22 protein-coding genes are annotated in these 23,021 nt (G+C 42.8%); 1 reads left to right on the plus strand and 21 read right to left on the minus strand.

Features of this window, described 5'->3' with window-relative positions; all coding sequences use genetic code 11:
- Positions 1 to 22: 22 nt before the first annotated feature.
- From D8790_RS09115 to ruvB, 14 genes are all read right to left on the minus strand, one after another.
- Positions 23 to 673: a DUF624 domain-containing protein gene (locus D8790_RS09115; protein ID WP_125388369.1), complete on the minus strand. Its 651-nt coding sequence runs from the start codon at positions 671 to 673 to the stop codon at positions 23 to 25.
- Between the two features lie 55 nt (positions 674 to 728).
- Positions 729 to 1,181 carry a NanQ anomerase/TabA/YiaL family protein gene (locus tag D8790_RS09120; RefSeq protein ID WP_125388370.1) on the minus strand — a complete coding sequence of 151 codons (453 nt, stop codon included), beginning with the start codon at positions 1,179 to 1,181 and terminating at the stop codon, positions 729 to 731.
- Between the two features lie 25 nt (positions 1,182 to 1,206).
- Positions 1,207 to 2,037: a carbohydrate ABC transporter permease gene (locus D8790_RS09125; RefSeq protein WP_045498288.1), complete on the minus strand. Its 831-nt coding sequence runs from the start codon at positions 2,035 to 2,037 to the stop codon at positions 1,207 to 1,209.
- Between the two features lie 16 nt (positions 2,038 to 2,053).
- A complete protein-coding gene (locus D8790_RS09130) occupies positions 2,054 to 2,941 on the minus strand; it encodes a carbohydrate ABC transporter permease (RefSeq protein ID WP_045498290.1) in 888 nt (295 codons plus the stop codon).
- A gap of 95 nt (positions 2,942 to 3,036) precedes the next feature.
- Complete coding sequence (locus D8790_RS09135) at positions 3,037 to 4,356, minus strand: ABC transporter substrate-binding protein (protein ID WP_125388371.1); 1,320 nt, start codon at positions 4,354 to 4,356, stop codon at positions 3,037 to 3,039.
- A 241-nt stretch (positions 4,357 to 4,597) separates the two neighbouring features.
- A complete protein-coding gene (locus tag D8790_RS09140) occupies positions 4,598 to 5,734 on the minus strand; it encodes an ABC transporter ATP-binding protein (protein ID WP_015604211.1) in 1,137 nt (378 codons plus the stop codon).
- A gap of 14 nt (positions 5,735 to 5,748) precedes the next feature.
- Complete coding sequence (locus D8790_RS09145) at positions 5,749 to 6,447, minus strand: N-acetylmannosamine-6-phosphate 2-epimerase (RefSeq protein WP_125388372.1); 699 nt, start codon at positions 6,445 to 6,447, stop codon at positions 5,749 to 5,751.
- 258 nt (positions 6,448 to 6,705) lie between these two features.
- Positions 6,706 to 7,704 (minus strand): acetylxylan esterase, encoded by a 999-nt coding sequence (locus tag D8790_RS09150; RefSeq protein ID WP_125388373.1) that lies wholly within the window; start codon positions 7,702 to 7,704, stop codon positions 6,706 to 6,708.
- Positions 7,705 to 7,948: 244 nt separating this feature from the next.
- The gene (adhE, locus tag D8790_RS09155; RefSeq protein WP_125388395.1) at positions 7,949 to 10,603 is read right to left on the minus strand and encodes a bifunctional acetaldehyde-CoA/alcohol dehydrogenase; all 2,655 of its coding nucleotides are present in this window, start codon (positions 10,601 to 10,603) and stop codon (positions 7,949 to 7,951) included.
- 277 nt (positions 10,604 to 10,880) lie between these two features.
- Entirely contained in the window at positions 10,881 to 12,695 is a 1,815-nt protein-coding gene (locus D8790_RS09160; protein WP_125388374.1) for an acyltransferase family protein, read from the minus strand.
- The gene (locus D8790_RS09165) at positions 12,685 to 13,098 is read right to left on the minus strand and encodes an MORN repeat-containing protein (protein WP_005591332.1); all 414 of its coding nucleotides are present in this window, start codon (positions 13,096 to 13,098) and stop codon (positions 12,685 to 12,687) included. Before D8790_RS09165 ends, D8790_RS09160 begins: the two co-directional genes overlap by 11 nt.
- Before the next feature lie 3 nt (positions 13,099 to 13,101).
- On the minus strand, positions 13,102 to 13,524 hold the full coding sequence (locus D8790_RS09170) for a low molecular weight protein-tyrosine-phosphatase (RefSeq protein WP_125388375.1): 423 nt from the start codon (positions 13,522 to 13,524) through the stop codon (positions 13,102 to 13,104).
- A gap of 161 nt (positions 13,525 to 13,685) precedes the next feature.
- Positions 13,686 to 14,261, minus strand: coding sequence for a nucleotidyltransferase family protein (locus D8790_RS09175; RefSeq protein ID WP_125388376.1), 576 nt, complete (start codon positions 14,259 to 14,261; stop codon positions 13,686 to 13,688).
- Positions 14,258 to 15,256, minus strand: coding sequence for a Holliday junction branch migration DNA helicase RuvB (gene ruvB, locus D8790_RS09180; RefSeq protein WP_125388377.1), 999 nt, complete (start codon positions 15,254 to 15,256; stop codon positions 14,258 to 14,260). Before ruvB ends, D8790_RS09175 begins: the two co-directional genes overlap by 4 nt.
- A gap of 347 nt (positions 15,257 to 15,603) precedes the next feature.
- On the opposite strand from ruvB, the gene D8790_RS09185 reads away from it, so the two are divergent.
- Complete coding sequence (locus D8790_RS09185; protein WP_179856134.1) at positions 15,604 to 15,867, plus strand: YiaA/YiaB family inner membrane protein; 264 nt, start codon at positions 15,604 to 15,606, stop codon at positions 15,865 to 15,867.
- Positions 15,868 to 15,967: 100 nt separating this feature from the next.
- Here D8790_RS09185 and D8790_RS09190 read toward each other — a convergent pair whose 3' ends face one another.
- The 7 genes from D8790_RS09190 to D8790_RS09225 form a co-directional block, all read right to left on the minus strand.
- Positions 15,968 to 17,005, minus strand: a complete 1,038-nt coding sequence (locus D8790_RS09190) for an aldose epimerase family protein (RefSeq protein WP_125388378.1) — start codon at positions 17,003 to 17,005, stop codon at positions 15,968 to 15,970.
- Positions 17,006 to 17,309: 304 nt separating this feature from the next.
- Positions 17,310 to 18,473, minus strand: a complete 1,164-nt coding sequence (locus D8790_RS09200) for an SIS domain-containing protein (protein ID WP_125388396.1) — start codon at positions 18,471 to 18,473, stop codon at positions 17,310 to 17,312.
- A gap of 108 nt (positions 18,474 to 18,581) precedes the next feature.
- On the minus strand, positions 18,582 to 18,986 hold the full coding sequence (locus D8790_RS09205; RefSeq protein WP_015604195.1) for a PTS sugar transporter subunit IIA: 405 nt from the start codon (positions 18,984 to 18,986) through the stop codon (positions 18,582 to 18,584).
- Positions 18,987 to 18,997: 11 nt separating this feature from the next.
- Positions 18,998 to 19,816 carry a PTS system mannose/fructose/sorbose family transporter subunit IID gene (locus D8790_RS09210; protein ID WP_005591340.1) on the minus strand — a complete coding sequence of 273 codons (819 nt, stop codon included), beginning with the start codon at positions 19,814 to 19,816 and terminating at the stop codon, positions 18,998 to 19,000.
- Positions 19,803 to 20,717: a PTS mannose/fructose/sorbose/N-acetylgalactosamine transporter subunit IIC gene (locus tag D8790_RS09215; protein ID WP_005591341.1), complete on the minus strand. Its 915-nt coding sequence runs from the start codon at positions 20,715 to 20,717 to the stop codon at positions 19,803 to 19,805. The genes D8790_RS09210 and D8790_RS09215 overlap by 14 nt, the downstream gene beginning before the upstream one ends.
- 26 nt (positions 20,718 to 20,743) lie before the next feature.
- Entirely contained in the window at positions 20,744 to 21,220 is a 477-nt protein-coding gene (locus D8790_RS09220; protein ID WP_045498334.1) for a PTS sugar transporter subunit IIB, read from the minus strand.
- The gene (locus D8790_RS09225; RefSeq protein WP_125388379.1) at positions 21,217 to 23,004 is read right to left on the minus strand and encodes a glycoside hydrolase family 35 protein; all 1,788 of its coding nucleotides are present in this window, start codon (positions 23,002 to 23,004) and stop codon (positions 21,217 to 21,219) included. The genes D8790_RS09220 and D8790_RS09225 overlap by 4 nt, the downstream gene beginning before the upstream one ends.
- Positions 23,005 to 23,021: the final 17 nt, after the last annotated feature.

Below are 23,021 nucleotides of genomic sequence, written 5' to 3' on the forward strand. Positions count from 1 at the left end.
TCTCCAATGTATTAATTCTAGATTATAGACTGCTATATTTAGCGAAGATTTTTTCCAAAATAGGAAGCTGCAAAAAAGCCAGACCTGCAAAGCCGATAAAGGCAAAGAGGGAAAATCCTAACAGCAACACAAAGCCTGAACTGTAGATGATGACAAGGATCGCAGCTATAACCACCATCATAACAAAGAACCGAGGAAAATTCAGACTTACAATCACTAGGCTGGTCTGTAAAATGTCTCTAAAAGACATGAGAAACTTACCAGCCAAGGGATAGACGCAAAGAGAAAGCAGGATTGTAAAAATAATAATTCCAAAACAAACCGCCTTTAAAACTTGGAAAGGCAGGGCTTCCTGCGTCCGAAAAAGCAGGAGGTCAAAGAGACTGATGCCGACTAAAGCCAATTCCAGCAAGCCCAGTTTGAGTCCTTGCCTCCAATTTTCTCGAAAGATTCGAGTGTAAGTTCTGATTACTTTTACTCGACGGTTTCCCTTGATTTCAAAAAGTGTCTGATAGAGACTGAGCTTGGCAATCCCAATGGTCACCAAGGGCAGGCAAGACAAGAGAAAGAGAAGATTGACTGTCATCAAATCCAGGATTTTCTCACAGATTTGCATGAAAAAATTATCTGTATCAAATATAGCTCTGATGAGTCCTGTTCCCTTATCTGACATAAGTCTCTCCTTTCTCTGCTAGCCTGGCACACTCAAAAATCTCGCTCACCTAGGGCTAGTCTATTAAAACTTTAAAAAGATACTTTCTAACATTTTCTTCCAGACCCGCATAGCCATTCGGCTGATGAGCTTCTCCTGGAAAGAAAATCGCAAAATTATGATAACCCAACAAGAGAGGATAACGATTTTGACAATGAACAAAGCCGATATCTGCCTCTTCATCAAAGGCTACCGCCTCATCGACCACCTGGCTACCATAGGCAGAATATTCATGCCCTGCTACTAGCAGATGAAAATCTGCATATTTTTTATGATACTCAAATTGATCATTGACCTCTTGATTGAGGGTATTTTCCTGAACCAAGAGAAAGACCTTATCTCCATCCACTTCATAGCGTCCCAAGTCAAAGCTGTCTTTGCGGTGCTCATAGAGATAATCAATCGCTTTATCCAGATTTGGATGAAGGCCCTTGTAACGAGTCACATTTTTTAAATCATCAAAAATCATAGTTTTATTTCCTCTATTGAGTGCCTTATCCTTTGACAGCTCCCATAGTAATCCCTTGGGTGAAGGATTTTTGGAAGATGAGGAAGACTGCTACGATTGGCACCGCCGCCAAAGCAGCACCGGCCATAATCAGACCGTAGTTGGTTGCCATCTCAGCCTGCATAGTCGCAACGCCTAACGAAATCGTTAGATTGTTCCGCGAGGTCAACATTACAAGCTGCATGAAGTAGTCATTCCAAGTGTTGATAAAGGTAAAGATAGCTAGAGCAGCAAAGCCGGGTTTGACGATAGGAAAAGCTACACTCCAGAAAGTCCGAATTTCACCACAACCGTCAATCTTAGCTGATTCCAGAAGCTCTGTCGGGATATTTTCACTAAACTGCTTCATGAGGAAGACCCCGAACGGCCAGCCAACTAAAGGTAAAATAACTGCCCAAAGGGTATCGTGGATTCCCATGAAATTGACAATCCGCACTAGAGGTACTAGGACAACCTGCTTAGGCAAGGCCATAGCCGCGATAAAGATAGCAAAGAGAATCCGTTGCCCGTAAAAGCGTTTCTTAGCCAAAACGTAACCAGCTAGGGATGACGTCGCACAAACCAAGAACATGGTCGCAAGAGAAATGAAGACACTGTTCCACATCCACTGCAAAGCCGGATTTTGAACGGCTAATTGCTGGAAGTTCTCTGTTGTCGGGTTTTGTGGCCACCATTGCGGCGGAATCATAATGGTATCCGGCTGAGATTTAAAAGCTCCAGTCAGAATCCAGTAGAATGGAAAGACAAAGAGCACGGTCAAAAGTGCTAAAATAACAGATGAGAACACTTTAAATGAATTAAATTTTTTTGGTTTCATATTCCTGCTCCTTTCTTTAATATTCCACATCGTTACCGAGAATCTTGAACTGAGCGAAACTGATAATCGCAATCATAATCGCCAGAAAGACTCCCATGGTGTTTGCATAGCCATATTCAGATAGCTTGAAGGCTTTTTCATATAGATAGTACATAAGCGTACTAGTTGAGTAGTTTGGTCCACCTGATGTCAACAGCTGAATCAAGGCGAAACATTGGAATGAGTTAATAGTGGTGATGATAGCGATATAAAGTGTCGTTGGTAAGAGACTCGGCCATTTGATTTTCCAAAAAACTTGCATCTCTGTCGCCCCATCCACACGCGCAGCCTCAACTAGAGAATTGTCAATGTTTCCCATAGCTGCAATGTAGAGAATGATGGGCTGACCGACAGATGTTGTCAGCAAAATAACAATAATAGCAGCTAAGGCCCACTGTTTGTCTCCCAACCAAGAAATGTTTTGGTTGATGATATGGCCAGATTTCAAAACAAAGTTCAAAATACCAGATAGGGGATCGTAGATCCACTTCCACACGACTGTCACGGCAACACTACCTGTAACAACCGGTAGGAAGAAGACAAAACGGTAGAAAGAGCGAGAAACAGCATTCATCTCATAGGTCTGTGAAGCCACAAACAAGGAGAAGAGCACAACTACCGGCACAGAGCCGATTACAATAATGACTGTATTAATGAGTGACTTAACAAAAACTGGATCATTGAACATCCGAATGTAGTTATCAAACCCAACGAATGTAAATGAGGTCATTGTATAATTAAAGAAACTAGTGATAAATCCCATTATCATAGGCGCCAAAACAAATACTGTAAAGAATATAAGAATTGGAGCTAAAAACGCATATGATATTAGGGTTTCTTTCATTCTGATTTTATTGACTTTCACAATGAGGTACCCCTCTTTCAAGATTTTCTAACAAAATACCCCTTTTTCTATTTTTAGAGACTGACAACAGAAAAAGGGGCGGATTTTAAACTTGCTTATTTTTTAGTAATCGTTTCGTTTGCTTTTTCAGTAAATGTCTTCAAAGCAGGTTCAACTTTTTCATCTCCATTAGATACAGATTGCAACATTGGGAACCAGAGTGTTCTCATTTCTGCAAATCCATCAATGGTGTTGTAGTATGGTGAGTAGTATTTAGTCCAGCCACTGATTGTTTCCATACGCTTGTCATCATAGAGTTTACCAAAGGATGTACGAACTGGGAAAGCACCTGTACGAACAACGTTCTTAGGTCCCCATTCTTTGTCATCAGCGATGAATTTCACAAATTTCTTGGCTGCTTCTACTTTCTTGTCGTCTTTGTTGTTAAAGACTGCAAAACCATTTACAAGATATTCAAGTGCTGGTTTACCTGAGTCTGATGGAAATGGTACTTCAACCACTTCTACTTTACTTGCTTCCAACAATTTAGCTTGGATACCATTTTGTGCTGGTGCCCAAAGAACAGTATAAGAAGTTTGACCGTTAGCGAAGTTTTGGATATCTGCTCCGCCATCGTATTGAGAACCGTTCATCATAAGGCCATTGTTGATCCAGCTCACTGCTTTTTCAAGACCTTTGACAAATTTCGGATCATCAGTTGTATATTTAGTTACTTTTTCGTCTGTAACAGATCCACCGTAGAGGTTAGCGATGAAGGCACGAGTTCCTTGATCTCCACCTTGACCATTACTGAAGAGAGATCCAGGTGTATAACCTTTGTCTTTAAGCGCTTTCAAAACTTTTTCAAAGTCATCTGTTGTCCAGCCTTCTTTAACTAGGTTGAGGACACCAGCATCTTCCAACATTTTCTTATTCATTGCCATGTAGAATGGAGCAGAGCTGATTGGATACATATAAGCTTTGTCTCCAGCCTTGCTGGCTTGGATAATATTGTCGTTGTTAACATCTTTGACGAAATCATCTGTGAAGAGGTCGTTCAAGTCTGCCAACTTACCGTTTTTACCGTATTGAATAATCCGGCCTGGTGCATCGAAGAGCACATCTGGCGCTGTTCCAGCCTCGATAGCTGTCGTAATTTTTTCTGGACCTGACTTGAAGTCGATTGTTTCCAAATTAACATGAATATCTGGATTTGCTTTTTCAAATGCTTCAATGATGGATTTCTCATAAGTTCCCACACCGTCATTAGCATTTTCTTGAGTGAAGACCGGGAATGCCCACCAAGTAATCTCTGTCTTACCAGATTTATCACCAGAGCTAGCTGCTTTATTTGAGCTACCACCACCGCTACAAGCTGCTAACGTAAGAACTGCAGCTCCCGCTACCAATGAACAAAGCAATTTCTTCATTTTCATTTGTTTTTCTCCTTTAAAATTAAGATTCCAAGCTGACCTAAACAGCTTTTACCTGCCTATTGGAGAGTGGGACAGACCTCTTTCATTAGGCGCCCCAGCCTCGTTTTTCCTGTGTTATTTCTCTGGACAAGCGTCCACCTATATTTGATTAAAATCCTAAACTTTTAAAAGTACAATCACTCCTTCTCTGTGACCTTTCTTTTATCCTAAAATAAAGTCAGTCAGTTCATTTTAGGTTGTTTTACAAAGTAATTCGTTTTTGAGTCTCACTATCAAACAGATGACTCTTAGGTAGTTTGAAGGTGAAGCGAAGCTTCGAACCTGGCTCCAGATAATTGGAAGCATCTACCTTAGCTGAAAACTCTTGGCTGCCCACCTTACAGTAGAGCACTGAGTCACTACCCAGCAACTCTGACACGACAACTTCCGCATCGACCACATCGCCAGGGAAAGTATCCTCTACAATCAAGTCGGCTGAGATATCCTCTGGTCGGATACCCAAAATAACTTTCTTACCTTGGTAGCCTTTTTCTGTCAAAAGCTTCTCTTGACCACCCGTCAGAGTAAGATTGAGTTGATCACCATCAGTCAGTTGATGACCAGATACCATCACTTCAAAGAAGTTCATAGCTGGACTGCCGATAAAGCCTGCAACAAACTTATTCGCTGGTTCATTGTAAAGCTCTTGCGGAGTTCCGACTTGCTCGATACGACCGATAGTTCCCGTGCCCGCTTCATTTTTCGTCGCTGACATGATAACAATGCGGTCGGCCAAGGTCATGGCCTCGGTTTGGTCGTGGGTAACGTAGATGGTTGTTGCTCCGATACGGCGGTGGATTTTGGCAATCTCAGCACGCATGGACACACGCAGTTTCGCATCCAAGTTTGACAAAGGTTCATCCATCAGGAAAACCTTGGCATCTCGGACGATGGCCCGTCCCATAGCTACCCGTTGACGTTGACCACCAGACAAGTCCGCTGGTTTGCGGTCTAGAAACTCTTTCAAACCAAGGATTTCAGCTGCTTCTTGCACCCGTTTGTCGATATCTTCCTTGCTGTACTTGCGCAGTTTCAATCCGAACGCCATGTTGTCATAGACTGTCATGTGTGGATAGAGGGCATAGTTCTGGAAAACCATGGCAATATCACGATCTTTAGGAGCAATATCATTGACTAGTGTCTCATCGATATAGAGCTCGCCCTCAGTGATGTCCTCCAGTCCCGCAATCATGCGCAAGGTCGTCGATTTCCCACAACCTGAAGGACCGACAAAGACGATAAATTCTTTGTCTTTGATTTGCAAGTCGAAATTTTCTACAGAGTAGAAATCACTATTAGGATATTTTTTGTAGAGCTTATTTAACTTTAAGGTCGTCATTGCTTTACCTCACTTTATTTTACTGCTGCAACGAAACGCTCGGTGATTTCCTTTGGTCGAGTAATAGCTCCGCCTACTACAATACCACGAACACCCAAATCATGGATTTTCTTGGCTTGATCTGGATAATGAATCTTGCCCTCAGCAATCACATCTACCCCCGCATCACAGAGCTTCTTGACCAGTTCAAAATCTGGTCCGTCTACCTTAGGACTGTAGGAAGTGTAGCCTGATAAGGTCGTACCGACAAAGTCAACGCCAGCTGCTACAGCTGCCACGCCTTCCTCAAAGGTACTGATGTCAGCCATCAGCAGTTGCTGCGGATATTTCTCCTTGACTTGGCGGATAAAGTCCTCAATCTTTAAACCATCATAGCGTTCCCGCTGGGTGCAGTCCAGAGCGATGACCTCTATATCAAGGGCAGCCAGCTCATCCACTTCCCGCATAGTCGCAGTGATAAAAGGCTCCTGTGGCGGATAGTCCCGTTTGATAATCCCAATAATCGGGAGCTCGGTTACTTCCTTAATCTCCTTGATGTCTCGCACGCTGTTGGCTCGAATACCAACTGCCCCACCCTCTTCAGCCGCCTTGACCAAGAGAGGGATGACACCGCCAGCCTCCGTATAGAGGGGCTCATGCGGCAGAGCTTGACAGGAAACGATAATGCCATCTTTGATTTTTGCAATTAATTGATCTTTGCTAATCTGTGACATAAATAATCTCTCCTTTTTCTATGTTTTCTCCGTTCTTTTTATAATGTCATTATATACAAAAAATAAAGCGCTTTCAATATGTTTTTAGATTTAGATTTTAGTTTCTAAAAACCGACTTCCTTTCTTAAAAGCTGAAACTACTTTCAGGATTAGAAGTGTTTCTACAAAAAAGTTACTATAGATTTTTGAATATTTATCATAAAAAGCCTGAGATTATGCTAATCTCAGGCTTAGTTTCTTTCTTAGTACTATCTATTTTTACCAGTCTTTAAAAGCTTCCAGCAAGGATGGATGGTTAATCTTTGAGCCACAAAGCCAGTTGAAGACCCTATCATTGACATAGACATTCATAGCTTCATGCTCGTACTCTGGCATGAGATGGTGCTCCTTAGTACACTCCAGCCGGTTGTAAATCGCAAACTGGGTAATCGGATAACAAACATCGTCAGCAAGTCCTGTTATCATCCGCACCTTACCTTGAATGCGGTGAGCCATATTTTTCACATCGATATAGGACAAGGTCTGAATAATCTCATCCTCCGTTTCGTGGAAAGGATCGTGGAATTTAAAATAACGAAAGAGCTCATCATAGGCCTCGCTGGTATTGCCAATCTCCAGCACCCTCCGAAAGTCTGACAAGAAAGGATAGATAGCCACTGTCTGCTTAATGCGCGGATTGAGAGCCGCTGCCACCAAAGCCAAGGCTCCGCCCTGAGAAGCACCGTAACTGGATAGATGATCCTCGTCCACAAGGTCCAAACTCGCCACAATCTCAATCAAGCTGTAGATATCCAGATAGACATCCTTATAAAAGAGACGCTCTGGTCCATCCACTGCCCCACGGATAATCTGTCCCTTGACGGTATTACCCCTTACAGGCGCTCCACCATCCAAGGAATAGCCTGACTGGCCGCGTACATCCATAGATACAACACCATAGCCAGCAACCGTATAAGCTAGCATATCGGACCAATCCCAGCCACGCCCCATATAACCGTGGAAATGAAAGATAATCGGAACTTTTTTACTCGATTTAGGAAGGACCATACGGGCATAGGTTCGCCCCTGATTCGTCCCCTCAAAAACTAGCTCATAGCAGGTTACCCCAGCGATTTGAAAGTCTTTTTCAATCAGCTGATAGTCCGGCAAGCCACTCAAACTGCTAATCTGACGATCCCAAAAAGCATCAAAATCTGCTGGAACTTCATCTCTACCTCTATAATCTTTTGCTTCTGCTAATAAATCTGGATTGCGCATCTTATCCTCCAACAATATTGTTTTTTGTAAACCCTTACAAAATAATAGCACAGCACCTTTCCTTTTTCAATCCTTTACAATATTAAGAATTTAGTTTCTGTTTTTGCTATGATTCTTTTTCTTTTTGAAACTAGTTTCAAAAAAGCTTTCTGGCCTATCTTTTCCCTAGTTTTTTAAAAAGTCGTCTATTTCATACATTTTAAAGAAAGAAAAATCCCCCACTTAGTGAGGGATTGATTCTACATTATTTACGGCGTCCTGGACGTTCTCCGTAACCATAGTAAGCATCTGCCATGATTTCTTCCATGTCAGCTACCATTGGTAAGCGTGGGTTTGCAGGAGAACATTGGTCTTCATAAGCAAGCAATGCGATTTCATGCAAGCTGTCTTTCCAAACTTTTTCATCGATTCCAAAGCCTTTGAAGTTCATTGTAATTCCGACTGCTTCACCAAGATCGTAAACTGCTTTGGCATAAGCTTCAACAGCTTCTTCTGGAGTTGAGTGAGGCAAGCCAAGCATTTTCGCGATGTCTTGGAATTTCTCATCAGCTTTCCAGTAGTTGTACTTAGGCCATGTAGTTGTCTTAGATGGACGAGTACCGTTGTAACGGATAACGTATGGTAGTAAGATTGCGTTTGTACGTCCGTGAACAGTATGGTGAACACCACCGATCTTGTGGGCCATTGAGTGGCTCATACCAAGGAAGGCATTGGCGAAGGCCATACCAGCCATTGTAGACGCATTATGCATTTTTTCACGTGCTTCTGGGTCAGCTGTCTTAACAGATTTTTCCAACCATTCAAAGACAAGCTTGATAGTTTGAAGCGCAATACCGTCTGTGTAGTCGTTAGCAAAGTTTGAAGTATAGGCTTCAGTCGCGTGAGTCAAGACGTCCATACCTGTATCAGCAGCGATGAAGTCTGGAACTGACTCAACCAAAGCAGGGTCAACAATCGCAATAGTTGGTGTCAATGAGTAGTCAGCCAATGGATATTTACGGTTGTTTTTCTTATCAGAGATAACGGCAAATGGTGTTACTTCTGAACCTGTACCTGAAGTCGTTGGGATACCGATGTACTTCGCTTTCTTACCAAGTGATGGGAAGCGGAAGGCACGTTTACGGATATCCATGAATTTTTGAACCAAGTCACGGAAGTCGATTTCTGGTTGCTCGTAGAAGAGCCACATAACTTTGGCCGCGTCCATTGGAGAACCACCACCAAGAGCGATGATTGTATCTGGTTCAAATGCTTTCATCACTTCAGCACCACGTTCTACAGTTGTGATGTCTGGATCTGGTTCAACATCTGAGAAGACTTGGATCGTTACACGGTTGCTACGGGCGTTCAATTGATCGATCACACGTTGAACAAAGCCAAGTTTTTCGATAGATTTGTCAGTAACGATCATAACGCGTTCAATATCTTCACATGTTTGAAGGTATTGGATAGAGTTGCGCTCGAAGTAAATTTTTGAAGGAACTTTAAACCATTGCATATTATTTCTACGTTTCCCTACTTTCTTGATGTTTAGAAGGTTAATAGCGCTCACGTTATCACCAACTGAGTTACGTCCGTATGAACCACATCCAAGTGTTAATGATGGGATGAAGGCATTATATACGTCCCCGATACCACCGAAAGTAGATGGAGAGTTCCAGATAATCCGCATCGCTTTGATTTCAGTACCAAAGCGTTTAGCCAATTCTTCGTCTTTTGTATGGATAGCTGCTGAGTGACCAAGTCCGTTAAATTCAACCATTTGACGAGCTTTTTTAAGACCGTCTTCTCTATCTTCAGCTTTCAAGACAGCTATAACTGGTGACAATTTTTCGCGAGTCAATGGCTCATTTGGACCTACTTCCGCACATTCTGCAGCCAAAATGTTGGTACCTTCTGGTACTTTAAAGCCTGCTTGTTCTGCAATCCATGTAGCTGGTTTACCTACAATATCTGCATTGAGCTTGGCACCCGCACAGTTTTTGCTGTTTGCTTTAGCACCAAAGCAGAATTCTTCAAGAAGGGCTTTTTCTTTTTTGTTTACAAAGTAAGTGTGGTATGACTTGAATTCTTCTACAAATTCGTCATAAACTTCCTTGTCAATGATTACCGCTTGCTCAGATGCGCAGACCATACCATTGTCAAATGATTTAGACATTACGATATCATGAGCTGCTTGGCGAAGGTCAGCAGATTTTTCGATGTAAGCTGGTACGTTTCCGGCACCTACCCCAAGAGCTGGTTTTCCGCAAGAGTAGGCAGCCTTAACCATCGCGTTACCACCTGTTGCAAGAATTGTTGCAATACCATCGTGGTTCATCAAAGCTGCTGTTGCTTCCATAGATGGTTGAGTAATCCATTGCACACAGTTTTCAGGTGCGCCAGCTGCGATTGCTGCGTCACGAACGATTTGCGCTGCGTGAGCAGATGACTCTTGAGCAGATGGGTGGAAGGCAAAAACGATTGGATTACGTGTCTTCAAGGCAATCAATGCTTTAAAAATTGCTGTTGATGTTGGGTTCGTTGTTGGAGTGATACCACAAATAACTCCAACAGGCTCAGCAATCTTTGTCAATCCAGTAACAGGATCATCTTCGATAACACCAGCAGTTTTCACACCACGCATGTTGTTGACAACGTGCTCACAGGCAAAAAGGTTTTTTGTTGCCTTGTCTTCAAATACACCACGACCAGTTTCTTCAACCGCATGTTGAGCAAGGATCCCGTGTGCATCAAGAGCTGCAACTGAAGCTTTTGCTACGATGTAATCTACTTGCTCTTGATTTAGTTTTCTCATTTCTTCAAGAGCTAGGAGACCTTTTTGCACAAGCTCGTCAACATGTTTTTCAGCCGCTAGCACTTTATCTTCTTGTTCAACAGTTTTCTTCTTATCAGCCATCATAGTCCTCCAATGGTTTCTGCCAAAAGGTTAAATAGAGATTTCAACCTTTGTTAATTATTTCACAATATAATTATACTCTATTCCTACAAATTTGTAAACACTTTCAACAAAAGTTCACAAACTTTTTATGGATTATTTTTTAAGCACTGATACTTCAAGCTTTTTTACTAAAGTCTCTATTTATTCTCAAAAATTTCACATACTTTTCTTTAAAAATGTGTTAGCGCTTTCTTTTTTGTTATAAAACTAGCTCGGCTAAATAACCGAGCTAGTTTTATGGCTTAACACTGCCATTTGAAGCGGCAGCCAAAGCTTCTTTTATCATGTTAGAGTAGAGTTTACCTCCCTCTGCCATGGACTCTGAATCTGCCCCATAATGGACATAGTCTGTTCCAATCCAAATCTGCGGATTATTAATCGCTACCTGATACCAGTCTGCTACATATACAAAATCGTATTTCTTAGCAAGTTCAAGTTCGTATTGTCGCATCTTAACAGGAATACTACTTGGATCATTGGCTGTCCGGCCATCATATGGCGTGACTAAAATCAAGCGATGGCCTTTTGGCAAGAGCTCGATATACTGATCCAGCAATTCTTCATAATTGTCAACTGGATTGGTTCCCAATGCCAAGACGACGTTTTGAAGCAGTGTTTGGTTAGCAATATCGTTCTTGAAAAATTCCAGACCAGACACTAAATTACGACTAACAACTGCATCGACTTGAGCGTCAGGTATAGCCTCTTGGATCCATTCAGCAGAGCGCAAGGTGACCGAATCACCGATAACAGTCGTTCCCTCTGCCACGTTATAATTTGTTGCAGTTTTCTGGTCTGCGTGCTTACGGGTTGTCTGCATTTTCGTATCGGATTGGTTCAAAGAGTTGACAATCAGGCTTTCCTCAAAGGCACCAACAGACGGAGCTGTGATGGTGATAATAAGCAAGATAAATGTCAGCGGAATGAAACTGTAGAAAATCGGCTTGGTGATGGAACTCACATTCATCTCCTTGCCAAAAATCCGAGGCTTCCGTCCAGCTAAAGTCGGCTCTAAGATATAGAAGGAAAGAGCCGCGAAACCAAAACTCAAGATTGTAGTCAAAAGCACAGCCCATCCATTGCTCATCAACTGAGTAAAAATAATATAGAAAGGCCAATGGAAGAGGTAAACTCCATAGCTAGTGTCTGCAATAAAGTTGAGAGGACTAGGCTCCTTAATATTTGGCAATTTATCGTGCAAGATGCGAGTTGCTGCTATCATGACACAAGCCAGAAGTGTTGAAATCAAGAAACCAAATAAATAAGTCCACAGGCTGTCAAATTTCAAAATAAAACTGAGCAAAATAAGAAGAACAAAACTGCCAGCTAAAGCGATCAAGACTTGCTTGATTTCTACCTTTTCTTCCAGTTTCCTCATCTGAACGCCTACATTTCCGACTCCAGAGAAAGTCGCTAGCACTGTCCCAGCAAAGAAAGGAAAGACATGGGTCAAACTTGAGAAATAAATATTGGAGTAATTCTTGCTGAAAAAGGCTCCGATAAACATAGCCAAGAAACTGAACAGAAACAGAGCAATTGAAGTCAGAGAAATCAGCCCCCGATACTGAGCAACTGACTTGCTAATCTTGCTAATTCCCCAAGCAGCCAAGCCCCAGAGGATATAGTAATGCACTTCCAGTGCCAAACTCCAAGTGTGAATCAGCAAATGCGGTACAAACTGGCTTTCATAACTACCGCCCGACATCATTTCATAAAAATTGGTCACAAAACCAAGAGCAGCTGAAATCTGCGTCCCGATACCTGCTACAAAGTCCCGACGGATCAATAAAGTAAAGGGCATGATGACCAAAATCATAAAAACGAGCGGAGGAACGATACGATAAAAGCGCCGTTTCAGAAAGCCCATAATATCAATCGTACGACTTCTTGTAAACTCATCAATCAATAATGAAGTAATCAAAAATCCTGAAAAAGTGAAAAAGATGTCCACTCCAATAAAACCTCCAGGAAAAACTCCCTGAAAGTAATGATAGAGTAACACCAAGACCAGTCCAGTAATCCGAACCAGTGAAAACCATCTAATGCGCATTTTGATAAATTCCTTGCTTGAACGTTCCTTCATAGACGACATTACTTTCTGTCGTCAGTTTTCCTTTACCATTGGCCTGACCGTTGGCAAATTCACCTTCATATTTCCAACCAGCCTTCGATGTAAAAGTACCCTTACCATCAAAAGTACCATTTTTGAAATGACCTTTGTAGCTATCCCCATTTTTAAAAGTCAGGGTACCTTCGCCATTCATTTTTCCGTGAACTAGACTGCCTTCATATTTTATCTTACCTTGATCCAGCGTTAGCGCACCCTTGCTAGGGATATTGGAGGTAAACACTAAAATTGCTGACAAGGCAATCACTGTCACCGCTAGGATTTCTAGATTCTGACGGGTCAGATAGATTTTATATTTATCGTAAAATTCTTTTATTTTATCCATTTTTCACCCATTTAAGCGTTCTAGCCACTTGTGGCAACCAGCCAAAATCAGCTCATAAGTCTCATCAAAATCACCCGTGTACCAAGGATCCGGAACACCGATATCGGCAAACTGGTAGATTTTATCCTGAAAATCCGCTGGCGCCATTTTCTTCAAATCTCGAATATTGGCTTCATCCATGCCAATGATATAATCAAATTCTGCAAAATCTTGCGCTGAAATCTGCTGAGAAGTCTTTCCTTTGTCATAAGAAATCGCATGTTTCTTAAAAATAGCCTGAGTCCCCTGATGTATAGGGTTTCCATGCTCCCAGCTAGACGTTGCACGACTCTCAATATGTAAGTCATCGGTCAGACTTTTCATAACAAACTCTGCCATCGGACTGCGGCAGATATTTCCTAAACAAACAAATACAATTTTCTTCATAGATCTATTATACCAGAATAAAAAGAAAACAGTGGAGCTTTCTTGATTATTCTGTGACAGCGGAAGCGGGCTCTGAAAAACAGCTAATTATACCGACTTACATAAAAGTGCAGATCATTGAGGCAGTAACCCACTCAATCTAGCTTGCACCAGATTCAACTTTACTTTTCTTCAGAAAGAGTTTCAAAACTTAATTGTGGCCATTTAGCCTGCCAATTTTTCTTGCTAAGTCTTTCCATATAAAGCTTCTTTCGCTCCGCATCCGCCAAAAAATGTGGTGTTGGTCGCACCTGAAATGCTCGAATATCTGCCAAACCATAGGGTGCAAAAAGCTCTAACTTATCATTTTCCAGCAATCGAAGACCGATAGCCGTGCAGCACTCAGGATACTTGCTTATGGCATCTTTCGAGCTAGTATAGGGCTGGGTGTTGGGACTATGACTATGCATATAGACTTGATTTTTCAGCTCCCAAGAATAAGCGGGAAAAGCTTTTCTCAACTCCATCTCCAGCTGCAAAGTTTTCTCATAAGACACAGTTGGATCAAAGAATATGACATCCACATCCGTTTCAGCATCAAAGCCCGACTTGCCAGACAAGATATTCCAAATAAAATTTCTGACACTACCCGCAGCCAGCCAAGAGTCCTCTAGCTGCAGATTGCGGATTATTTCCAGAATCGCTCGGATATCCCGATCCTGACCCAGTCTCTCTAAAATCTCCTTTTCTGTCATCATTCCTTCATATACTCATATCCTAGATGCTCATAGGCTTTGCGAGTCGCCACGCGCCCAGTCCGTGTCCGCATGACAAAGCCTTTCTGAATCAGGTAAGGCTCATACATGTCCTCCACCGTTTCGCGCTCCTCAGCAATATTGACTGAGAGGGTTCCCAACCCCACTGGACCACCCCCATAAACTTCAATCATGGTTCGTAGGATTTTCTGGTCCACATAGTCCAGACCTTCCTGGTCCACATCCAGCATGGAGAGAGCTTGGTCAGTTATCTTATCATCAATCAGGCCATTGCCCATAATCTGCGCGTAGTCCCGCACCCGCTTGAGCAAACGATTGGCAATCCGCGGTGTGCCTCGGCTACGTAGAGCAAGCTCCCGAGCAGCCTCGTGGGTAATATCCATCTCAAAAATCTCTGCCGTCCGCTCGACGATTTCGGTCAGATCGTCAGGTTCATAATACTCCATATGACCGGTAATCCCAAAACGAGCCCGCAGAGGATTGGACAGCATGCCCGCCCGAGTGGTAGCCCCAATCAGAGTGAAAGGTGGCAATTCCAGGTGGACGCTGCGACTGGTTTCGCCAGTCCCAATCATAATGTCAATGTAAAAGTCCTCCATGGCGCTATACAGCACTTCCTCAACCGCCATAGGCAAACGGTGAATCTCATCGATAAAGAGGACATCGCCTGGTTCCAAATCATTAAGAATGGCCACCAAATCACCAGACTTTTCAATGACCGGACCAGAAGTCTGCTTGATATTCACACCGAGTTCGTTGGCGATGACAAAGGCCATAGTCGTCTTTCCCAAACCTGGAGGACCAAAAAGGAGAGTATGATCCAACGCCTCATCCCGCAATTTAGCCGCTTCAATAAAAATCTTTAGCTGATCCTTGACCTTGTCCTGACCAATATATTCTCGTAAATACTGAGGACGGAGGGTACGTTCTACCAGCTCCTCATCCCCCATTAATTCATTATCTAAAATTCTACTCATAGGACTATTATAGCAAAAAATAGGGCAGAGGAAGCAATCCGACCCGCTTCTGAGCACAAAAAAAGCCACCAAATTGGTGGCTCTTATGGGAGATTATTATGAAAAAGTTTTAGGATTTCTATCAAATAAAGTTAGGAGGTCTTCATTTGATGGTATTAGTATAACGTCTTTATCTTAAAATTTGCTTAAAGAAAAAATATTTTTTAAAAATAAAATACTTTTAAACATCTTACTAAGATGATACAAACTAATATGAATTGTTCAGTCTGATTAAAATAACCTCTATTTCATTGACTGTCTCAGGAACTCATGATACAATGAAAAAAATCGAAAAGGAGATTTTAGATATGAACAACCTTAAAAAGAAAACTTATCGGAATACACCAGCCTTTATGTTTATGGCTTGGGGCTCATTCGCCTTCTTTGTGACTCTTGTTCTCGTCGGCCTCTATACTTTGAAAGAACCTTTGATGGTTAAAGGATACTATCTCATGGGTTCTGTCGGACTGATTTCTTCTTCATTCACTCTTGCAAAAGTTATCCGTGATAACCAAGAAGACGAAGAACGTTACAATCAATTCTTCCAACCACAAGACTTAGACAACCAATAAAATAAATAGTAAAAACGGCAGAGGGGGAATCTGCCGTTTTCTTGTATCTGAGGCTAGTATCGCCATGTTAGATACACTTCAAATGAAGCAAGTTTAGTATTTATTTCACTCCTGCGAAATAAACGGTGGTGCTGGTGAAAATGTGGCCTGCCTTGAGAATGACCTGATCCTTCAAGTCACTATGAATCGCATCAGGCAAGGCTTGTGCTTCCAGCGCTAGACCATTATGCTGAATCATTGGCTGTCCATTGATGATAACTGACTCATCTACAAAATTTGCCGAATAAGTCACGACACAAGGAGCATCCGTACGGAAAGTCAGGTAACGACCTGATGCCGCATCATAAAGATATCCTGCCTCTTCCTGCTCTTTATCGAGAGCAAAGGGATGATCCAGCCCTGACACGACCTGAATTTGCTCGTCTTGGTCTGCAAAAATTTCTTTCAGCGCCAGACCTTTTTGTAGACCTTTGACAAAGCCACGATCTGCATCCACTTCTTTTGCTGGCACGCCGTCAGGAGCAATCGGATACACCCCTTTGGTATGCAGCTGGAGGACATGCTGATCAATCGGCTGACTAAAATTACCTGACAGATTGAAATAGCTGTGGTTGGTTGGATTAACCAGACTATCCTGGTCTGTCTGGACTTGATAGGAAATCTCAATCTCCCCTTTTTCCGATAAGGAATAGGAAATCCAGATTTTCAAATTTCCTGGGAAGCCGCCCGTCCCATCTGGGCGCTCTGTGTAAAATGTGACGCCCTCGTTTGTGACTTCTTCTGTCTGAAAAATCACACTGTCCCAGCCAGTAGAACCACTGTGGTTACAATTCTGACCATTATTGACTTCCAGCTGGTAGGACTGCCCATTCAGCTCAAAGCTAGCCTTCGCAATCCGCCCCGCAACTGGTCCCACGCTGGCACCATGCTTGGGACTATTGCCAATATAATCCTCAAAACGCTCAAAGCCTAGAATAATATTGGCAAAATCACCATTTTTATCCGGCGTCCGATATTCCAAAATCGTTGCGCCATAGTTCATGACCTTGAAGCGATAGCCTAGCTTATTTTCAAAGGTGTAGGCTAAGACATCCTGTCCTTTAAAAGTACCAAAAATAGATTCTTGATAAGATTTCATACAATCTCCCTCTGTCTCGAGTCTGGGACAAAAGTCCTAGCCTCTCAATTGTCTTTGGATTGTCGAGCAAGACGCAGTGGTTGAGTGGGCTCTACTACGCTGATTTCATCAGCTTTTACAGCCCTACTCAACTGTGCGGAGGTGGGACGATGAAATCGAATTCTAACGAATTACCGATTTCTGTCCCACTCTCTTTCTTGACTTAGTCAAGGGACAAGGATGGAAGGCCATCCTTTTGATCTGAAAGTCTTTTTAATAACTAGCTTTCCCATGACTAATGTTTGACTTTTCCATATTTAGCTTCCTACTGCTGGAAAGGGTGGATGATAACTCCCTGAACGACTCGATTGACCGTACCTGTCGGAGACGGTGTATCTGGTCGATTTTTTACTTTCAAAGAAGTCAAGAGAGAGAAGAGCTGAGCATAGACGATGTAAGGGAAGGCTCGATAGCTATCTTCCAAGATATCACTTTCAAGAACCACTTGCTCAACATTTTCCAAATCTTCTCTGCGCTCTGTAAAGAAGACCACTTTGCGAGCAATCTGATCTCCTGCCACTTCACGCACCAAATCCAAGTCGTAACGTTTGGTGTATGCATCCCTTGAGCCAAATACCAGCACAAGCGTCTTTTCGTTAATCAGAGATTTTGGTCCATGACGGAAGCCGACTGGACTTTCATACATGGTCGCAACCTTCCCAGCGGTCAACTCCAAAATTTTCAGCTGTGCTTCGTGCGCCAAACCAAAGAATGGCCCTGCTCCAAGGTAAATGACACGGTTAAAGTCTAATTCTGTCAAAGCTTGAACATCAGCTACATCTGCCAAAACCTTTTGACTCAAGGCAATCAACTCAGCTACTCTTGCTTCTTTTTGAGCCAAATCTGCTGGGGCAAAAACAAGAAGAGCTGTCAACATCATGGAGGTGAAGCTAGAAGTCATGGCAAAGCCAGCATCATTTGATGGAGCTGGTTGCAATAAGAGGAGATTCCGCTCATCACCATGTGCCTGCTGAGCTAGTTTCCCCTCTGCAGCACAGGTAATAGTCACTTGATAAAGCTCATCAACCAACTGCTTGGCCAAGTCCACTGTCGCAACACTTTCTGGCGAATTGCCACTGCGGGCAAAAGAAACGAGAACCGTTGGAATTTCCTTGTGCAGATGCACTTCAGGACTCGCCACAATATCAGTCGTCGCAACCGAATTAAAATTCCATTTGCGCTCATCATAAAGCTTTCTGAAATATGGCAGCAGCGTGTCCCCTACATAAGCCGAAGTTCCTGCACCTGTAAAGATAACTTTTATATAGTCATGCTTTTCTTCGATACCTTTTAGAAAAGCAGCGACTTGGTCAGCCTGAGCCTTGTAATGATTAAAAGCTGTCTGCCAAACATCTGGCTGTTGGTAGATTTCACGCGTGGTGATTTCCGCGCCTAATTCAACCAGTTTCTCTTTTGAATAATCTAGCATGATAGTCCTTTCAAAAATAAACATTGATATATTAGTTATTTGCCTTTAAAAGAGGGAATGGGAAAATTCCCCACTCCCCTTCATTTCTTTTTTCCTTAGAAAACAGTCCTACTCATCCTCATCATCTGATAAGCCTGCTAAAATATCATTGACTTTAACGATATTTTCGACTGCATTTTTCGGATAGTCAACATCAGCTCCTGTCAGAGAAGCATTGAGAAACTCAATCACCATCGGCAGATTCATGCCGGCGTACAAGTCAATATCCTTGCCTTCTAAAATAAGGCGGCTGACTACATTACATGGTGTGCCTCCCAAAAGATCTGCAAAGACAATATAGTCATCAAAATCCTTGACTGTATCTAAAAACTTAGCTGTGAAATCATCTGGTCCCTCCTCTGGCAACAAGGCAACGGCATGGATATCCGCTTGAGGTCCCATAATCATCTCAGTGGTTGTTTTCAGCTCTTCACAAAAGCGACCATGACTAATCAAAATTAATTGTTTGCTCATAATTTACACCATTATGCCATTCCAAAGAAGAAGTGACCAAACGCTGAGAAAGCAATCGCTGCAAGAATGATGAGCAAGATAGCTTTTGTAGAGTTCATACCCTTACGTCCAAGCAACCAGAAGATTACACCTGTGATGATAGCTGGTACCAAGCGTGGGAAGATGAGGTTAAGCATATCTTGAATTTCAATTGCTTTGTCCCCGATGTGTGGAGCCCAAGAAACTTCAACACCAATCATGCTGGCAATCAAGGCACCAACCATGAAGACACCAAGTACAGATGCAGCATCAATCAAAGCTGTCAAAGTACTTTGCATGTTGTTGATGAGGTTAACCCCTTCTTTATAGGCAAATTCCAATTGTTTCCAACGGAAAATGTCATAAGCAACTGCAACAGCGATCCATAGGAAGATACCGGCTGGGTTTCCTGCAACAGCCAAAGTTGCTGCGATTGAACCCATAATAGCTGGTACCAATGATCCAAAGATTGAGTCTCCAAGGGGAGCGAATGGCCCCATGAGACCCGTCTTGATACCATTGACCGCATCTTTTGATTTCACACCATCTTTTTCTTCCAAAGCAAGGTCAAAACCAGTGATAATAGTGTGGAAGAATGGTGAAGTATTGAAGAATTGCGTATGCAATTTCATCATTTCTTTCAGTTCAGGTGTACCGTCTCCATACATTTTGCGCAATTGTGGCAAAATCATGTAAAGGTAACCAGAAGCCTGCATACGCTCATAGTTCCAACCCAATTGGAAGGTAAACAAGCTACGTTTGTTAATCTGTTTAAAATCTTCTTTTGTTAGTTTGTAATTAGAATTCGTCATCTTCAATTTCCCCGCTTTCTGATTCAGTTACTGGAGCAGCTACGACTGTACGTTGGCTGTTTTTGAAGTGTTGTACTGCAAGGAAGACGCCAATGATGGCGATACCAATCATAGATACACTCTTGAAGTTGTTAACAAAAGTAATAGCTTGTTCTTTTGGAAGTTTAGAGAACACTTCAGAACCAACAATGCTAGACACTGCAGCACCAAGGCTTTGAACATTACTGTAAAGCACTGTCAACATAGCTGTCAAGCCAAATCCAAGTGCCAAGTAGTGAAGGTTGCGTTTCACTGGGAGATAACGAAGCAAGATTGCAAATCCAAGACCTGGAAGCATTTGACCTGCAAGTTTCAAACCGTTTGCCAACCATTGTACATTACCGAGACCTGTAACAACAGTTTCTACAAAAGCTCCACCAAAGGCAAGAGCAAAGAAAACTGGGAGGGCACGAGAAAGAGCCCAAGGAATCGCACCAAGGAGATAGTTGCGTTCGATTCCTTTGTAATCAAAGCGTTCAATCGCAGCATCCACACGGTGAGCGAAGTAAGTTGTAGTCATACGACCAAGAATGTCGAAGTATGTCAACAAAGTTGCTACCGGCACAGCGATTGTAGCAATAGCAAGCTCAGGATCAAGCCCTTGAGCTACTGAGAAGGCAGTCGCAAGAACCGCACCAGAAGTAGCGTCAATACGAGACGCACCACCGAAGGTACCAACACCGAGTACTACCAATTGAAGAGAAGCACCGATGAAAAGACCTGTACCCATATTTCCCATAATGAGACCTGTGATAAATCCAGCAAATACAGGTGAACCTGCTGAAGAAACGATCGTCAACTCATCGCAAATTTGATAAGCTGAGTACAGAGTGAGTAGTAAAATTTGCCACCATTGTATCATGACAATGACCTCCTAAAAATTTTTCCTTATTTTAACAAATTCATAAAATCCGCAACCGGATCATTTGGAACCATCTGAGCTGTCAGCTTCACCCCTTTTTCATGCAACTTGTGGAAAGCTTCCACATCCGCATCAACCACATTGATAGAGCGAGTGATGGGACGAGTTTCGTCTGACTGAGACATATTGCCAACGTTCAGTGTTTCCAGTGGAACACCAGCTTCTACCAAACGAAGGAAACGGTCTGGTTTACGAGCAACGATAAAGAGTCGTTGTGAGTCATATTTACCAGCCAAGATGTTTTCTGCTGCTTTAGCGATTGGCAAAATGCTGAGCTTCACTCCTGGCGGCGTTGCCAACTTGAGTCCGCTCTTTTCGATAGCATTTTCAGCTACCTCATCGTCAATCACCATAATGCGTGAAATGTTTAGCTTGGTAGTCCAGAGATTGGCTACCTGTCCATGGATCAAACGTCCATCGATACGTGCACCTACGATTGTCATAAATTTTCCCCCTTTATTGTTTTAAATGTAGGTTGGTTAACTAGGTTAATTGATTCTTCATATTCCCCTTCCGTTTCAAAAATGATGATTCGGTTATGTCCTTCTTTCAGAAGGCTATGCGGAATATAAAGCGATAAGGTTGGCCCAACATTCCAGAAACGGCCGATGTTGACGCCATTTACAAAGGCAAGGCCCTTTCCGAAACCGGACAAGTCTAAATAAGTATCTTTAAGCGCTTTCATTTCAAAGTCAAAAGCGTAGAAAGCTGGTTGTTCTTGCTGCCATCCTTTTGAGAAATCAATATTTTCTGTATTTTCAAAAGAAAGTGGATACTGCTGCCAATTCAGCAAGAAGTGCAAATCCTTGCAAACACCCGTCCGAATCCCTTTTCGCTGGGTATCTGCCAAGAATTTATGCCCGTAGTTGACCCGCCCCATGTTTTCCATCAGGACGTCAATACGGTGGGTGGCTTTCTTTTCTCCAGCAACAAAGATATCTTGACCAATCTCTGTTTGATACTGGGTTGCCATAAGCTTGCCGTCCATAAAAAGCTGCATCCGGTCTCGCCCGTCAATCACCCGAATTTTTTCCTCATCCGCATCCCAGCTGGATTCTGTACGGTAAAGCAAGTAGCCATAGCTCTGCCCCAAATCCTCCATTTTGACAGGATAGAGACTCTCCACTGGCTGGGCCAAATCAGGCAATGTCTCAAACAAACTCACCTTCTCACTCAGAGCAATGTCTCTCAATTCAAAAGATTCTTTTGTGAGCGGTTTCATTTGTGGGTACTCAGGATAGTAGGTCGCCATCATTTTTTGCACTGCAAAATATTTCGGAGTTGGATTTCCCTGTTCATCGAGCAGGGCATCGTAATCATACGAAGTCACCTGTGGTAAATCCGTCACACCTCTGGCCGAGCAGCCATTCATGAAGCCAAAATTGGTGCCGCCGTGAAACATATAGAGGTTGATAGAGCCTTGTTTCAGAACCTCATGGACAGCTTGAGCCAGTTCCTCAGGATCCCTTTTGATAATTGGCTCTTTCCAACGATTGAACCAACCATCCCAAAACTCCATACACATGAGTGGCCATTTTTTGTCATGCTCATCAAAGAATTCCTGCATCTGGGCAAAATTATAATCTGCCTTGGAGCCGAAATTTCCTGTAACAAATAAATCTTCCTCAATCAGCGTGCCAGCTTTCAGCGTTGCCCGCCAAGGACCATCCGATGTAAAGAGCGGGCAATCAAGGCCTCGGTCCAACATCATCTGCCGAATCGCTCTCAGGTAGTCTTTATCCTCCCCGTAAGAGCCATATTCATTTTCCACTTGCATCATGAGGATGTTCCCGCCCTTGTCCAAGAGCCTTGGAACCAAGCGAGGAAGCAACTCATCATAGTAGTCTGCAACAGCCTGAAGATAGGAAGCCTCAGAAGAACGGATTCTCATATCCTCAGTCAAGAGCCAGGCTGGCATGCCGCCAAATTCCCACTCCGCACAGATAAAAGGCGAAGGGCGAACGATGGCATATAATCCTAAATCTTGAGCAATCTGAAGAAACTTCTCAATATCTAAAATTCCCTGAAAGTCAAACTGGCCTTTCTTTGGCTCGTGCATGTTCCAAGGAACATAGGTCTCAACTGTATTGAAGCCTAAGGCTTTAAGATTGTAAAGCGAGTGATACCAGTCTTCCGGCTGAATCCGAAAATAGTGAATCGCTCCTGATAAAATCTTAAACTCCTGACCATCCAAGTAGAAAGAAGAGCCTATTTCAAATCTCTTCATCTCCCCATTCCTCCTAG

This window comes from Streptococcus cristatus (assembly GCF_003943535.1).
Taxonomy (GTDB): Bacteria; Bacillota; Bacilli; order Lactobacillales; family Streptococcaceae; genus Streptococcus; species Streptococcus cristatus_L.

Bases quoted from the DNA above. Each gene is read 5' to 3' on its own strand.
- D8790_RS09115 (WP_125388369.1), bottom strand. From the start codon at position 673: ATGTCAGATAAGGGAACAGGACTCATCAGAGCTATATTTGATACAGAT.
- D8790_RS09120 (WP_125388370.1), bottom strand. From the start codon at position 1,181: ATGATTTTTGATGATTTAAAAAATGTGACTCGTTACAAGGGCCTTCAT.
- D8790_RS09125 (WP_045498288.1), bottom strand. From the start codon at position 2,037: ATGAAACCAAAAAAATTTAATTCATTTAAAGTGTTCTCATCTGTTATT.
- D8790_RS09135 (WP_125388371.1), bottom strand. From the start codon at position 4,356: ATGAAAATGAAGAAATTGCTTTGTTCATTGGTAGCGGGAGCTGCAGTT.
- D8790_RS09140 (WP_015604211.1), bottom strand. From the start codon at position 5,734: ATGACGACCTTAAAGTTAAATAAGCTCTACAAAAAATATCCTAATAGT.
- D8790_RS09145 (WP_125388372.1), bottom strand. From the start codon at position 6,447: ATGTCACAGATTAGCAAAGATCAATTAATTGCAAAAATCAAAGATGGC.
- D8790_RS09150 (WP_125388373.1), bottom strand. From the start codon at position 7,704: ATGCGCAATCCAGATTTATTAGCAGAAGCAAAAGATTATAGAGGTAGA.
- adhE (WP_125388395.1), bottom strand. From the start codon at position 10,603: ATGGCTGATAAGAAGAAAACTGTTGAACAAGAAGATAAAGTGCTAGCG.
- D8790_RS09160 (WP_125388374.1), bottom strand. From the start codon at position 12,695: ATGCGCATTAGATGGTTTTCACTGGTTCGGATTACTGGACTGGTCTTG.
- D8790_RS09165 (WP_005591332.1), bottom strand. From the start codon at position 13,098: ATGGATAAAATAAAAGAATTTTACGATAAATATAAAATCTATCTGACC.
- D8790_RS09170 (WP_125388375.1), bottom strand. From the start codon at position 13,524: ATGAAGAAAATTGTATTTGTTTGTTTAGGAAATATCTGCCGCAGTCCG.
- D8790_RS09175 (WP_125388376.1), bottom strand. From the start codon at position 14,261: ATGATGACAGAAAAGGAGATTTTAGAGAGACTGGGTCAGGATCGGGAT.
- ruvB (WP_125388377.1), bottom strand. From the start codon at position 15,256: ATGAGTAGAATTTTAGATAATGAATTAATGGGGGATGAGGAGCTGGTA.
- D8790_RS09185 (WP_179856134.1), top strand. From the start codon at position 15,604: ATGAACAACCTTAAAAAGAAAACTTATCGGAATACACCAGCCTTTATG.
- D8790_RS09190 (WP_125388378.1), bottom strand. From the start codon at position 17,005: ATGAAATCTTATCAAGAATCTATTTTTGGTACTTTTAAAGGACAGGAT.
- D8790_RS09200 (WP_125388396.1), bottom strand. From the start codon at position 18,473: ATGCTAGATTATTCAAAAGAGAAACTGGTTGAATTAGGCGCGGAAATC.
- D8790_RS09205 (WP_015604195.1), bottom strand. From the start codon at position 18,986: ATGAGCAAACAATTAATTTTGATTAGTCATGGTCGCTTTTGTGAAGAG.
- D8790_RS09210 (WP_005591340.1), bottom strand. From the start codon at position 19,816: ATGACGAATTCTAATTACAAACTAACAAAAGAAGATTTTAAACAGATT.
- D8790_RS09215 (WP_005591341.1), bottom strand. From the start codon at position 20,717: ATGATACAATGGTGGCAAATTTTACTACTCACTCTGTACTCAGCTTAT.
- D8790_RS09220 (WP_045498334.1), bottom strand. From the start codon at position 21,220: ATGACAATCGTAGGTGCACGTATCGATGGACGTTTGATCCATGGACAG.
- D8790_RS09225 (WP_125388379.1), bottom strand. From the start codon at position 23,004: ATGAAGAGATTTGAAATAGGCTCTTCTTTCTACTTGGATGGTCAGGAG.